Origin of the sequence: Arthrobacter sp. B2a2-09 (assembly GCF_027587375.1) — a bacterium.
Lineage (GTDB): Bacteria > Actinomycetota > Actinomycetes > Actinomycetales > Micrococcaceae > Arthrobacter.
This window is the reverse complement of sequence record NZ_JAMXIC010000040.1, coordinates 1-13,415: the sequence shown is the minus strand read 5'-3', so window position 1 is coordinate 13,415 and position 13,415 is coordinate 1. Positions and strand designations below refer to the sequence as shown.

Below are 13,415 nucleotides of genomic sequence, written 5' to 3'. Positions count from 1 at the left end.
CCTTTAAGGCTCCAGCGTCTCCGCGAGTCCCGTAAGCACGGGTTCGCGCCCCAGCTCGATGTGGGAGTACGCCAGGGTGTAAGCGAGATCGGCCTTGCCGCCGAGGATGGCGTTGCACAGTTCCATGTGCTCGTCGCGCTGGAGCTCGTTGCTGCGGTTGTGGGCGAGCCCGAAGATCCAGCGCATGCGGCCAAACAGCGGTTTGACCGATTCGATGAGCAGCCGGTTGCCGGAGAGCCGGACGATTTCGGCGTGGAACGCCGCACTGAGGCGTACGACGTCGTCGGTCCGGCCGTCGTCGATCGCTTGCCTCGTGTCGTCGAGGAGTTCCTGCAGGCGGCCGCCCGGTTCGCCCGCCGCGACGCGGACGGCCGCCATGCGGGCGGCGAACGTTTCCAGGCAGAGCCGCACGTCGAAGAGTTCATTGACGTCGGTGAGCGTCAATTGGCGCACCACGGCGCCCCGGCGGGGGAAGGTTTCCACGAAGCCGTCCTGCTCAAGGCGCTGGATGGCTTCCCGCACGGGGATTCGTGAAACGTTGTAGTGCTCTGAGAGCTCCCGTTCGCGCAGCCGCGCGCCCTGCTCGTATCTCCCCGCCACGATTCCCTCAAGCACCAGCTGGTAGACCTGTTCGGCCCGGGCTTCGTCGTCGCGGCCAGTCAGCGTTTCGGGCATCGGCTTCGGCCACCCTTCCATTCCCCATCGTCTTGCATTCCACCCGAGCATACACGGGCGGAAACGGCTCTTCGGCCGTCGTCGTGGTGCATGCCAACACGATTCCTTTCAAGAGTGGCTGGTTTCACAAACTCTAGCTGTTTGGTATTCCAGATAGTGCAATATTTGTGATTTACATCCCATCCAACGTGCTCTAGTCTATTTTTGGTATACAAAAAGTCCGGAGCTTACTCCTTGGATCATGAATCGAGCACCCCCGTTGACCCAGCTACAGTCCACCGTCGAACCAACTGCTGCGAGTCCATCCCCCAGTACGTCCCCGAATAGACCCACCGCCGAGGCACGGTCGCTCCTGGCCACGGCCTGGTTGCGGATCCGCCGGAGCAAGATTGCCTTGTTGAGCCTCTGCGTAGTGGTGGCCATCATGTTGTTCGCCATCCTCGGCCCGCTGCTCAGTGCTATGTCCGGCAACGATCCCTTCACGTCCAACACCAGCCCCGACGTCCTTGACGACCTCCAGACTCCCGGTTTGCCGCTCCCCGGATACATGTACCCCTCGGCCAGCCACTGGCTGGGCGTGGAACCCGGCCTGGGCCGTGACCTGTTTGCACGCCTCGCCTACGGCGGCCAGGTATCCCTCACCATTGCTTTGCTGTCCACTGCGGTATCGGTGGTCCTGGGAACCGTGATCGGTGCAGCCGCGGGCTACTTCGGTGGCAAAACGGACGCCATCATCAGCCGGATCATGGATCTGTTCCTTGCCTTCCCGCATCTCTTGCTGGTCCTTTCGCTGACACCCATCCTGCAGTCACGGCTGCGGGACACCCCGCTGGGCCAAGGCAGCTTCCTCCCCATGGCTTCGCTCGTGATCATCCTGGGCTTCTTCGGCTGGGCATATCTCGCCCGCATTGTCCGCGGCCAGGTGCTGAGCCTCCGCGAGCGCGAGTTCGTCGAGGCTGCGCGATCCTTCGGCGCCTCGCACCTGAGCGTGTTGTTCCGGCAGATCATTCCCAACGTCATGGGCGTCGTACTGGTCTACGCCACCATGCTCATCCCCACGAATATCTCCGCCGAAGCCGCACTGTCCTTTCTCGGCGTCGGCGTCAAGGACCCCACGCCGTCGTGGGGCCAGATGCTCAACGCCGCCCAATCCGGCAATTGGTACCTCAGCGATCCCTGGTTCCTGGCCGTACCCGGCGCCATGCTCATCGTCACTGTCCTGGCGTTCAACCTGCTCGGTGACGCCGTGCGCGATGCCCTGGACCCCAAGGCGTCACGCCACTAATCCCCCTTCAACCTCCGTTTCACCCACCCCTATGAGGAGCACAATGAATACCCCCACCAGAGCGCTGGCCCTTGCCGTGCTGATCGCCACCGCTGCTACAGGCTGCGCGGCGGGACAAAACCAGCCCGGAACTGCCGCGTCAGGCGCTTCGAGCACCGAGCAGGCCCCCGAAGTGGTCAAGCCCGGTTTCACCACCAAGGGCGGCAACATCAACGTGCTGATGTCCTCGGACTTCCAAACCCTGGACCCGGGCAACAGCAACTACGTCCAGACAGCCAACGTCGGCCAGCTGTACTACAGGAACCTCACCATGGCGAAGGAGACGGCCGGCCAGCCGCCCACCATCGTTCCGGACCTGGCCACAGACACGGGCCAGGTGTCCAAAGACGGACTCACCTGGACTTTCACCCTCCAGAAGGGCGTCAAGTTCGAAGACGGCCGCCCCATCACCTCCGCTGACGTCAAGTACGGCATTGAACGCACCTTCGCGCAAGACGTTTACACCCAGGCCCCGCAAGAGCTCAACGCAGCGCTCGACGCCGGTGGCTACAAAGGGCCGTACAAGGATCCTTCCGCTGACCTCAAGGCCGTTGAAACGCCCGACGAACGCACCATCGTTTTCCACTTGAAGAAGCCGTTCGCCGAATTCCCGGCTTTGGCCTCCCGTTCCAACACCTCGCCTGTCCCGAAGGACAAGGACACCAAGCTGGACTACACCAACCACCCCGTGTCTTCGGGCCCGTACATGGTTGATTCGTACAGCCGCGGAAAGTCGCTCAAACTGGTCCGCAACCCGAATTGGGATCCGTCCACCGACCCCAACCGCACGGCACTTCCGGACACCTTCAGCTTCTCACTCTCCACTTCGCAGGCCACCATCAGCCAGCAGCTCCTTGCTAATTCCGACCCCAATGCCCTCACCTTGGACTCCAACGGTGCACTGCAGACCTCGGATTCGGCCAAGCTCGCTGATGCCCAGGTCAAAGACCGTGTTGCTTCGGGCCTGCTCGGCTGTAACGACGTCCTCAGCCTCAACACCGAGAAGATCTCCGATCCCGATGTCCGCAAGGCAATCGCCCTCGCCCTGGACCGCCAGTCCATCCTGGTCCAGTACGGCGGACGTCGCTTCGGCGAACTCACCCAGACCCCGCTCAACGCCAAGATGCGCGGCTACGTAGCCCAGGACCTGGAGATCGACCCCACCGGCAAGCCGAAGCTTGAGGAAGCCAAGAAGCTCCTCGAAGGCAAGAACTACCCCAAAACCCTCACCTACGGGTATGCCAACAACCGGGACGCCTACAAGAACACGGGCACCGTGATCCAGCAGAACCTGAAGGCCTTGGGCATCGACGTCCAGCTCGTGCCGATCCCGGCCCCGAACTACTACTCCGTCCTGGCCAGTGACCAGCTGCCGGACATTGCACGCTCAGGCTGGTGCGGCGGTGCCGACCCCGCGTCAGTGCGTACGTCAGCCGATCCCATCCTCGGACCGAACAACGACGGCACCAGCTACGGCTTCTCCAACACTTCGCGCTACTTCGATCCGCAGATCTCGAAGGCCATGTTCGAGCTCCGGAACACAGCCGGGACCTCGGAGGAACTCGGCAAGAAGTGGTCTGAGGAGTTCGGCAAGGCCCTGAAGACCTACCCGATCATCCCGCTCATCCGCAGCCACACCAACAGTGTGGTGGGGTCCAACATCCGCAATGCCCAAGTGGGCTACTTCTTCGGCGGGATCGACCTCTCGATCGTCGGCGTCGAGCACTAACCAGTGCCTAATACACACAACCAGGCCTATCCACACCAATCAGGCTAGTCCAGAAGGGAGGCGGGCCGTCCGGCGATTACCGGGCGGCCCGCAACCAGCACAATGATCAGATTCATCTTTCGCCGGACAGGCTCCCTGATCCTGCTTCTCGTAGCCGTCAGCTTCATCACCTTCACGCTTTTCCAGCTGGGACCAGCCGATCCCGCGTCCGCCGCTTGCGGCCAGGAGTGCACCCCCGAACGCGTCGCGGAAGCCCGCGTGGCCCTTGGCATGGACCATCCTTTCCTCATCCAGTACATCGACTACATGCGCGGTTTGGTCTCGCCACGGATGATCGGGGCTCCCGGAGCCGAGTCGATCTGCCAGTGGCCGTGCCTCGGCAAATCGTTCCAAACCAATGAAAACGTCTCGGACATCATTGCCCGCTCCCTGCCCTACACGCTCTCCATGGCGGTCGGCGCGCTCGTGCTCTGGACCGTTTCCGGCGTCGGGCTCGGTTTGCTCGCCGCCCTTCGCAAGGGATCCGCCACGGACAAGTTCATCGTCGGCGCCGCGTCCGTTGGTGTCTCGCTGCCGATCCCCGTCACCGGCTTGTTCCTGTTGCTGGTTTTCGTCAACCAGCTGCACCTCCTACCCTTCACGACGAACGAGATCAACAGCCCCTTCGGTCCGCAGGGCCCGTGGGCCTGGGTGCTCAACTACCTCCTGCCTTGGGTCGCCCTCGCGGTGCTTTTCAGCGCCGCGTACATCCGGGTCACCCGGACCAACATGATCGAGACCTTCAGCGAGGACTTCATCCGAACGGCCCGTGCCAAGGGCCTGGCGCCCCGAACAGTGACGTTCAAGCACGGCGTCCGGGCCGGTATCACTCCCGTCGTGACCATGCTCGGCATGGACATTGGACTCCTTCTCGGCGGCGCGGTCCTCACCGAGCAGATCTTCTCCGTCCCGGGGCTCGGTTTCACGGCCGTCCGGGCTGCCATTTCCGGCGACCTCCCCGTCACCATGGCCATCACCATGCTGGCTGCTTTCTTCGTCATCGTCGCGAATGTCGTTGTCGACCTCGCCTACGCTGCCATCGATCCCCGAGTGAGGCTCCAATGACCCAGCTCCAACCCAGTCCGGCCGGTCAGCCAGCCACGCGAACCGCGCAGCCGGCCACTCGAACCGGCGCGTTCCTGGACGTCCGCAACCTTTCGGTGAAGTTCCCCACCGACGACGGCCTTGTCTCGGCCGTCAACGGGATGGATTTCTCGCTGGAGCGCGGGCAGACCCTCGGCATCGTCGGAGAATCCGGGTCCGGAAAGTCGGTCACCAGCCAAGCGCTCATGGGACTCCTCAAGGGGACCTCCGCCCGCGTCACCGGCCAGGCATTGTTCCAGGGGAAGGACCTCGTGACGCTGCCCGAGTCCGGCATGCGGCAGCTTCGCGGCCGGAACATCGGGATGATCTTCCAGGATCCACTCTCGGCCCTGCACCCCTTCTACACCGTGGGTCACCAGATCGCCGAGGCCTACCTCGTCCACAACAAGGCGAGCAAGAAGCAGGCCCGCACAGCCGCCGTCGACATGCTCGGAAGAGTGGGCATTCCCAGCCCCGAGCAGCGCTACGACGAATACCCGCACCATTTCTCCGGAGGCATGCGCCAGCGCGCCATGATCGCCATGGCCTTGATCTGCGAGCCGGAACTGCTCATCGCGGACGAACCCACCACTGCCCTGGACGTCACCGTGCAGGCACAGATCCTGGACCTCATGTCCGAGCTCCAGGAAGAAACGAACTCGGCACTCATCCTCATCACCCACGATCTTGGCGTGGTGGCCGAAATCTGCGATTCGGTGCTGGTCATGTACGGCGGGCAGTGCGTCGAATCCGGCCCCGTGGACGAGATCTTCTACGACACACAACACCCCTACACCCTGGGCCTGCTCAAATCGATGCCCACGCTGAGCAGTTCCTCGGGCAGGCTCAACCCCATTCCGGGCCAGCCGCCGTCGCTCCTTGACCTCCCGAAAGGCTGCATTTTCAGCGCACGGTGCGAATACGCAGCCCTCGCCGGCGACGGCGTGTGCGCGAGCCAGCGGCCGGAGCTCGTGGTCGAGGACGGCCATGGCAAGCGCTGCCACCTGAGAGGCCCACAGATCGTCACCATTCGGAATACGCGTTAGGACCCGTCATGGACACGCAGGCAATTCTCCAGGTGGAGAACCTCCAGAAGCATTTCCCCATCAAGGGCGGGCTGTTCTCCCCCAAGGGATCCAAGACAGTCAAAGCGGTAGACGGCGTCTCCTTCAGTCTCGCGCGCGGCCAGACTTTGGGGCTCGTGGGTGAGTCCGGCTGCGGCAAGTCGACCACTGGACGCATGGTTGCTCGGCTCATGGATCCCACCGGCGGGAGGATCCTGATCGACGGCGTGGACATCAGCCAGTTGGGCGGCCGCGATCTCTACAACTTCCGCCGCAAAGTCCAAATGATCTTCCAGGACCCTTTCGCCTCGCTCAATCCGCGGCAAACCGTGGGCACGGCCATCGCGGCGCCGATGCTCGCGCAAAAGATCAACCCGGCCGGCGGCCTCAAGAGCCGGGTCAAGGAACTCCTCGAACAAGTGGGCCTCAAGCCCGAGCACTACAACCGTTTCCCGCACGAGTTCTCAGGCGGCCAGCGCCAGCGCGTGGGAATCGCGCGGGCCATCTCGCTGAACCCCTCCGTGATTGTGTGCGACGAACCCGTGTCCGCCCTCGATGTCTCAGTACAGGCCCAAGTGGTCAACTTGCTGCAGGAAATCCAGCGGGACACCGGAGTGGCATACATCTTCATCGCGCACGATCTTTCCGTGGTCCGCCATATCTCGCATGAGGTGGCGGTGATGTACCTCGGCAAGATCGTGGAACAAGGGCCACGAGAGGACTTGTTCCGGGATCCCCGGCATCCCTACACGCAAGCGCTCTTGTCCGCAGTGCCCCTGCCGGATCCCCGGGCAGCCCGCCAGCAACAAAAGATCCGGCTCCGGGGAGATCTCCCGTCGCCGGCCAATCCTCCCAGCGGTTGCGTCTTCCGTACGCGTTGTCCCCTGTTCGGCACCTTGGGCGTGGAACAGCAGCAGCGCTGCATCAGCGACATCCCCCTACCAGCCAGCGCGGCTGCCCCGGCCTGCCATCACGCGGGTCTGGATTCTGCGGCCCTCGCTGGTGTGCAATAGATCCACTATCAAAGGAGCAATACATTGAACACCCTGATTCGCGCCGTCCGCCCCTGGGGTCAAGCATTGAGCGACGTCCTCATTACGGACGGCAAGATCACCGGCGTCGAACCCCATGACCCTGCGCGCGCCGCCGCGACTGGCGACGTCACCGTCGTCGAGGGCCGCGGCCGCCTGCTCGTGCCGTCGTTCTCGGATGTCCATGTGCACCTGGACTCCACCCGCATCGGCCTGCCGTTCCGCGAACACACGGGCGGTCCGGGCGTGTGGACCATGATGATGAACGATCGGCAGAACTGGCGCAACGCCGAGGTTCCGCTGCAGGAACGGGTCAACAACACGCTCGGCCGGATGATCGCGCGCGGCACCACCCGCGTCCGTTCGTATGCCCAGATCGACGTCGATTGCCGCCTTGAGCGTTTCGATGCCGTGATGGCCGCCAAGGAGCAGTTCAAGGGCCAGGCCGACGTCGACATCATCGCGTTCCCGCAGGCCGGCCTCCTCCTCGAGGACGGCACCGTACCCCTCATGGACCAGGCTCTCAAGGCCGGCGCCAACGTCATGGGCGGCATCGACCCCTGCAGCCTGGACCGCGACCCCGCCCGGCATCTGGACATCGTCTTCGGACTGGCCGAGAAGTACCAGGTCCCCATCGATATCCACCTCCACGAGCCCGGCGAGCTCGGTGTCTTCAGCACGGACCTGGTAATCGAGCGCACCCGCGCATTGGGGATGCAGGGCAAGGTCACCATGTCCCATGCGTACCAGCTGGGCAGCGTCTCCGAGGCCACCACGCGCCGCCTCATCGAGGACTTCGCCGAGCTGGACATCTCCATGGCGTCCGTGGCGCCGGGCTCCGCCGGCGTGGCGGGCCAGCTGCCCATTCCGCTGCTCGCCGAAGCCGGCGTCCGGATGGGCCTGGGCGAGGACGGCCAGCGCGACTACTGGTCCCCCTACGGCAACACGGACATGCTCGACCGCACATGGCAGCTCGCTTTCACCCACGGCTTCCGCAAGGACGAGCTCATCGAGCACTGCCTCGCGATCGCCACGGTAGGCGGCGCCAGCATCCTTGACCCGTCCGCCACCCGCCTGAAGGGCACGGCACACCGCCCGGGCGTCGAGGTCGGCGATCCTGCCGAACTCCTGCTGCTCGACGGCGAAACGGTTGCCTCCGCCGTCATGGACCGAGGCACCGACCGTACGGTAATCCACCGTGGCAAGGTCGTGGCAGAGCAGCTCGAGCTGGTCTAAGCCCGCCAAAAAAGTGGCCGGTCCCTCGTGGAGGGACCGGCCACTTTTTGGTTCGCGTGGGTCGGAGGGCGACAGCGGCGTCTGCCCAACTGGTCCCCACCGCCACCCTCGCCTCGCAAGCTCGGCCAGGGAACCCTGGCGGCGTGGGCCCAAGCATTTGTTGTCGTTATGTGGGCTCATAACGACAACTACTGCAAGTCAGATGGGCCGGGCGGGAGGCCCAGGCGTGGTTTGGCTAGCGCCCTGGCCCCATTGGCTAGCGCCCGACGGCGGCGGGCTCGCCACGGTGCTCCGTCTCGGCGGCCGCCACCGACACGGCGGGCCCGCGCACCGCGAGGAAACCGGCAACCGCGAGCAGCACCGCTTCCACAGCCAAGGCCCAGAAGGGAACGTCCCAGCCGCCGGACCACTCATGCAGGAATCCCGCGCCCAAGGGACCCAGGGAGGCCAACGCGAAGCCCAAGCCCTGGCTCATGGCGGACAGGCTACCGGCGCTCTCTGGTCCTGCTGAGCGGATGACGACCAACGCCATTCCCAGCCCGAAGCCGGCGCTCTGGACGATCCCCAACAGACCTACCATCGGGAATTGCAAAGCTGCGGGCGCCGTCAAGACTCCTATCAATGCCGCCGCGACGAGCAGTCCCAAGCCCGGGGCCATAAACTTCAGGATCGCTCGACGTCCCGCGAGAACGGGGGCGAGCAGGCTCGCGGGCAGTCCTGCGACGCTGAACCAGGCCAAGAGCCCGGCAGCGTCGGCCGCGGTCTGGCCCTTCGACACCAGGAACACCGCCAGCCACGAGGTAATGGCGAAATACAGCATTGCTTGCAGCCCGAAGAAGGCGGTCACTGCCCAGGCCGTCCGCTGCTTCCGCAGCGGAATGGTGCCGGATTCCCCCGTGGCGCCGCCCGGCGTCGTCGTCTCCTGTAATCCAGCGCCCGACGCCGGTCCGCGGGTTCCGTTGTTTTCGCCGGTCCCGTCGGGACGCCGGGCTGTTTGACCGGCGCGGTGGATCAGCGCGGCCCCCAGCAAGGCGGGGACGGCCCAGACGGCCAGTGCCCAGGCGAGGCTTCCGCCGAACGTTTGCTGCAGCGGCTGGACGAGTCCTGCGCCGAGCGCCGCGCCCAGCCCGAAGCCCATGGTGCACAGCCCCGTCCACCACCCGGTACCGCGGTTGGCCTTGACGATCTGTGGCACGAGCACACTGGCGGTCATGATGGATGCCCCCGCCAGGAACGTTCCGGGCAGCAACAGTCCGGGCACGAGTACGCGGACAAGCAGCGCGGCGGCAAGTACCAGGAGCGCCGCCGCCATGGCCCTGCCGGTGCCCAGCCGACGGGCCAGCCACGGACCGCAAGGAGCCGAGACGCCGAAGGCAAGTACAGGCAGGGCACCAAGCAGCGGCAGCAAATGCGCGTCGAGTCCGAATCCTGCCTGCAGCTGCCCCATGGTGCCGGCGATCGTCGTAATGGCCGGACGGAGGTTGATGGAGACAATCGCCAATGCAACGAGTACCCAGACGGTCCTCCGACCGGCCTTCGCGGAAGAACCGCGGCGCGGCGGGCGTGCTTGTCCCATTGATTGCCTCCCTGAATCTCACTTGGTATACCAAATAAGATTATGGGTATCTTGTGACAAAGTAAACCGGCGTGAGAATGGAGGCCAAGTGTGACGCGAGATCTTGACGATCAAATTTGGGATACCAAAATCCTAGATGGCTTTACCGGGGTTGAAGATTCCGGCTGGGTCGAAAAGCTCTTTGATGCGGTGCTGCAACTCGCGGATGGGCCCGGGCTGCTCAAGGCCGAGCCAGCGCAGCTTGTACTGCCCCACCCCGTGCTCGCCGGTGATTGTTCCGCCCATCTCCAGCGCGGCATCGATGGAGTCGTCCAGGGCGCTATTGAGGCGCGACATGGCATCCGCGTCCACTTCCATGTCCACACGGTCCACCCAGAAGGTGGGGTGCAGGTTGCCGTCGCCAGCATGGGCCACCACCTTGAGCTGGACGTCGTGGGTGACGGCCATGGCCTCGAGCGCGGCCACGTAGTCTACAAGCCGCGACCTCGGAACGGCGACGTCCTCGCCTACCCGGTATTCGTTGTCCACTTCGTCGCCTCGACTCGAGCGCCGCATGTCGATGAGGCGTTCGGCTTCCGCGTTCGATTCCGCCGTCACCGTGGCGCCGCTGGCCGCGAGAACCTCCCGCACCAGCGCCGCCTCCGCAGCCGCCCCGAAACCGTCTGTCTGGATCAGCAGCAGCGCCTTGCCACGTTCTCCGAGGTCCGAGCCGTACAGTTCGTCGAGCTGGGCCAGCGTTCCGGCGTCGAGCATTTCCATGATGGCGGGCTGGACGCGCGCCTTTCCGACCGCCAGGACGCCCGCCGCGGCGCCACGGAAGTCCGGATAGAAGGCCGCCACTGTCTGTACCTCGCGGGGCAGGTAGCGCAGGCGCACCGTCACGCCCACCACGATCCCCAGGGTGCCCTCGGAACCCACAAACAGTGCCGTGAGATCGTACCCGGCCACACCTTTAAAGGTCTGGTGCCCTGTGTGGACGAGCGAGCCATCGGCCAGGACGACGTCGAGCGCCAGCACCGAGTCTCGGGTCACGCCATACTTGGCGCAGCGCAAGCCACCCGCGTTCGTGGCCACATTGCCGCCGATCGTGGACACTTTGTAGCTCGCGGGGTCCGGCGCGTACATCAGGCCGTGTTCAGCCGCGGCGGCGTTCAGGTCAGCGTTCACCACGCCAGGTTCGACGACGGCAGTCTCATCATCCGCGTTGAGCTGCAGGATGCGGTTCATGCGTTCCAGGCTGAGCACGATGCACCCATGGCTGGCATGGGCGCCACCGGAAACCCCGGTTCCGGCGCCGCGGGCAACAATCGGAACCCCGTGCTTGGCGCAGCTGCGCACCACGTGCTGGACGTCTTCAACGGATTCGGCAAACACCACGGCCAGGGGCAGCTGCAAGTCCAGGACTGGTCCTTGGTCTACCGCATAGGTGGTGCGCGTGTGTTCGTCGACGGCGACTTGCCCCGGAGTAAGCGCGGCCGCTAGCTCATCGATGAACCCGCCGGGGCTTTTGCTTTGCTGGGTCGGTCCTGCGAGCGGAATCCTACGGGCCATGACGATTTCCAACTTGGCTTTGTCCTGCGGATACGGCCGGCTGCCACCGGTGTATTCAAATCCATGCCGGGCGTAGAAAGCCTTGGCGCGGGCGTTGTCCTCGTGGACACCCAATTCGATCACGCCGGCTCCGAGCTCGGCGCCTGCAACGGAGCAAGCTTCATCCAACAACTGGTCAGCCAGGCCCAGGCCCCGGTGTTCAGGTGCAACGTAGACGCTGATCAGCATGGCTTGTAGAGCCTGGGAAGGATCCTGTGGCTGCTTGATGACCACGCGCATGAGTCCACTGATCCGGCTACCGTCAGTACCGTCATCCGCCACAAGGGTGATGCTGGAGTCGCTCGACATCGTGGCTGCGCGCTCTTGCCATTGAGTGTCAGTCTGGCGCCGAGCGGCCGCGAGGCTCTCCACGTAGGCCATCGGGGTGTCCGACAGCATCTCCAAGCGGACGTCACGAAGCAACCGCCAGTCAGCCGCTTGGAGGCGACGGATTCTATTCACTTCCGCCGCCCATGAATCGGACATAGCGCTCAAGGACTCCAGGCCAGTCAGCCGCGTAGTTTGCACGGCTCTGCGCGGGGTGTTCGGCGCCTTCCCAGCCGTCGTGCACCAGGCGAACCTCCGTACCCCCGTCAACCGCCCGGAAGGCCAGGCGAAGTTCAGTGGACCACATCGCGGTGCTGCCCGGATACCAACTCGCATGGAAGGACAAGGGCGGCTGCCAATCGTCGATGGTCGCCCATATCGAGGTACGGCCGTCGTCCGCCGTCTCCAGGATCAAATTCTCCTCGAACTCAACGTGCGAGCCCGCCCCGTAGACACTGTGGTCCTCCATCGGCCACCAGAGATGCGGGTGATCGGTAAAGCCCATGAAGGCATGCGCCACCGGCGAAGGCACGACGACCCTGCACACTACGGGATCCAGCTCACCGGATTGCTCTGGCTGAGGTTCGGAGTCCGGCGCGAGGTGACTAAAGAGGCTCTCCATGTGCACCAACTTTACCGCCCCGCCATTACCGCCCAGCGACGCGCCCGCCTCCGAGCCAACGCGCTCCCACTCAAACCCCCGCTCACCTATGCCGGGTTCCGGCGGGACGCCCGCTCACTTATGCCGAGTTTCGGCCGGACGCCCGCTCGCTTATGCCGGGTTTCCCGGTGACGCTCGCTCACCTGTGCCGGGTTCCGGCGGGACGCTCGCTCACCTATGCCGGGTTCCGGCGGGTTTGGTCCGGGCCGGCACATAGGTGAGCGGGGGTTCGGGATTTCCGGCACATGGGTGAGCGGGCGTTGGTGGAAACGGGCGCATATGTGAGCGGGCGTTGGTGGAAACGGCCACATATGTGAGCGAGCGTCCGCCCACAACCGTGGATAGGTGAGCGAGCGTCCGCCCACAACCGTGGATAGGTGAGCGGGCGTCCGCCCACAACCGTGGATATGTGGGCGAGGGTTTGGGATTTTGGGCTCATATGTGAGCGGGCGTTGGTGGAAACGGCCACATAGGTGAGCGGGCGTTGGTGGAAACGGGGGTTATAGGACAAAACGTGTGTATGGATTGTGCCTGCTTCCCAGTGGCGGCGGGGAAATTCCGGGGGTAGCTAAGCTTTGAAAGCTTAGGGTGGCTGGGGTGCTTGTATATCTCTGGAATGTTTGATTTGTGGTCGGGCGCTGGTTCGGAACGGGAAGACGGCTGCGGGCAAGCAGCGGTACCGGTGTCTGGATTGCGGGGCGAGCCGCTCGGGTGAACGCCCGGATGTGAGCCGGCGTGCGGAGCTGGATGCGTTTCTGGGCTGGCTGCTAGGTACCGGCAGCCAAGCGCTGGTTGACTCGTTCGGTACGGCCCGGTCGTTCCGGCGCCTCACGGCGTGGTGTTGGAATATCGCCCCCACACGGACCCGAGGAATACGGCAACACAGCCACCGCCGAGGAAGGCCTCTGGGCCCGCAAAGGCTGGGCAGGACGCACGTGACACACGCGGGATTTACACACGTTTTGTCCTATAACCCGGAAACGGCCACATATGTGAGGTGGGGTTTAAATGGGTCAGGCCCCGACATGTGGTGTCGGGGCCTGACCGTGAATGGTTGTCCGGCGGTGTCCTACTCTCCCA

The 13,415-nt window shown here is 64.4% G+C and carries 11 protein-coding genes and 1 pseudogene; 7 read left to right on the top strand and 5 right to left on the bottom strand.

The features are described from left to right. Positions 1-3 precede the first annotated feature (3 nt). Entirely contained in the window at positions 4-675 is a 672-nt protein-coding gene (locus tag NFJ07_RS24385) for a GntR family transcriptional regulator (protein ID WP_269998568.1), read from the bottom strand. Between the two features lie 241 nt (positions 676-916). Between NFJ07_RS24385 and NFJ07_RS24380 the strand changes: the two genes are divergently transcribed. From NFJ07_RS24380 to NFJ07_RS24355, 6 genes are all read left to right on the top strand, one after another. Next, the gene (locus NFJ07_RS24380; protein WP_269998567.1) at positions 917-1,960 is read left to right on the top strand and encodes an ABC transporter permease; all 1,044 of its coding nucleotides are present in this window, start codon (positions 917-919) and stop codon (positions 1,958-1,960) included. 43 nt (positions 1,961-2,003) lie between these two features. After that, positions 2,004-3,728, top strand: coding sequence for an ABC transporter substrate-binding protein (locus NFJ07_RS24375; protein ID WP_269998565.1), 1,725 nt, complete (start codon positions 2,004-2,006; stop codon positions 3,726-3,728). A 102-nt stretch (positions 3,729-3,830) separates the two neighbouring features. Further along, positions 3,831-4,832 (top strand): ABC transporter permease, encoded by a 1,002-nt coding sequence (locus tag NFJ07_RS24370; RefSeq protein WP_269998564.1) that lies wholly within the window; start codon positions 3,831-3,833, stop codon positions 4,830-4,832. Further along, entirely contained in the window at positions 4,829-5,896 is a 1,068-nt protein-coding gene (locus NFJ07_RS24365) for an ABC transporter ATP-binding protein (protein WP_269998563.1), read from the top strand. Before NFJ07_RS24370 ends, NFJ07_RS24365 begins: the two co-directional genes overlap by 4 nt. An 8-nt stretch (positions 5,897-5,904) precedes the next feature. Further along, positions 5,905-6,927: an ABC transporter ATP-binding protein gene (locus NFJ07_RS24360; RefSeq protein WP_269998561.1), complete on the top strand. Its 1,023-nt coding sequence runs from the start codon at positions 5,905-5,907 to the stop codon at positions 6,925-6,927. Positions 6,928-6,951: 24 nt separating this feature from the next. Continuing rightward, positions 6,952-8,181, top strand: coding sequence for an amidohydrolase family protein (locus NFJ07_RS24355; RefSeq protein WP_269998559.1), 1,230 nt, complete (start codon positions 6,952-6,954; stop codon positions 8,179-8,181). A gap of 256 nt (positions 8,182-8,437) precedes the next feature. Here NFJ07_RS24355 and NFJ07_RS24350 read toward each other — a convergent pair whose 3' ends face one another. The 4 genes and pseudogenes from NFJ07_RS24350 to NFJ07_RS24335 form a co-directional block, all read right to left on the bottom strand. After that, a complete protein-coding gene (locus tag NFJ07_RS24350; RefSeq protein ID WP_269998558.1) occupies positions 8,438-9,757 on the bottom strand; it encodes an MFS transporter in 1,320 nt (439 codons plus the stop codon). A gap of 132 nt (positions 9,758-9,889) precedes the next feature. Further along, positions 9,890-11,308 carry an FAD-binding oxidoreductase gene (locus NFJ07_RS24345; RefSeq protein WP_269998583.1) on the bottom strand — a complete coding sequence of 473 codons (1,419 nt, stop codon included), beginning with the start codon at positions 11,306-11,308 and terminating at the stop codon, positions 9,890-9,892. Positions 11,309-11,365: 57 nt separating this feature from the next. Beyond that, positions 11,366-11,728 (bottom strand): annotated as a pseudogene (locus NFJ07_RS24340) (GNAT family N-acetyltransferase); the annotation flags it as partial. Between the two features lie 73 nt (positions 11,729-11,801). Beyond that, entirely contained in the window at positions 11,802-12,296 is a 495-nt protein-coding gene (locus NFJ07_RS24335; protein ID WP_269998556.1) for a hypothetical protein, read from the bottom strand. 659 nt (positions 12,297-12,955) lie between these two features. Between NFJ07_RS24335 and NFJ07_RS26095 the strand changes: the two genes are divergently transcribed. After that, the coding region (locus NFJ07_RS26095) for a transposase-like zinc-binding domain-containing protein (protein ID WP_442865394.1) at positions 12,956-13,415 on the top strand (460 nt) is incomplete at its 3' end.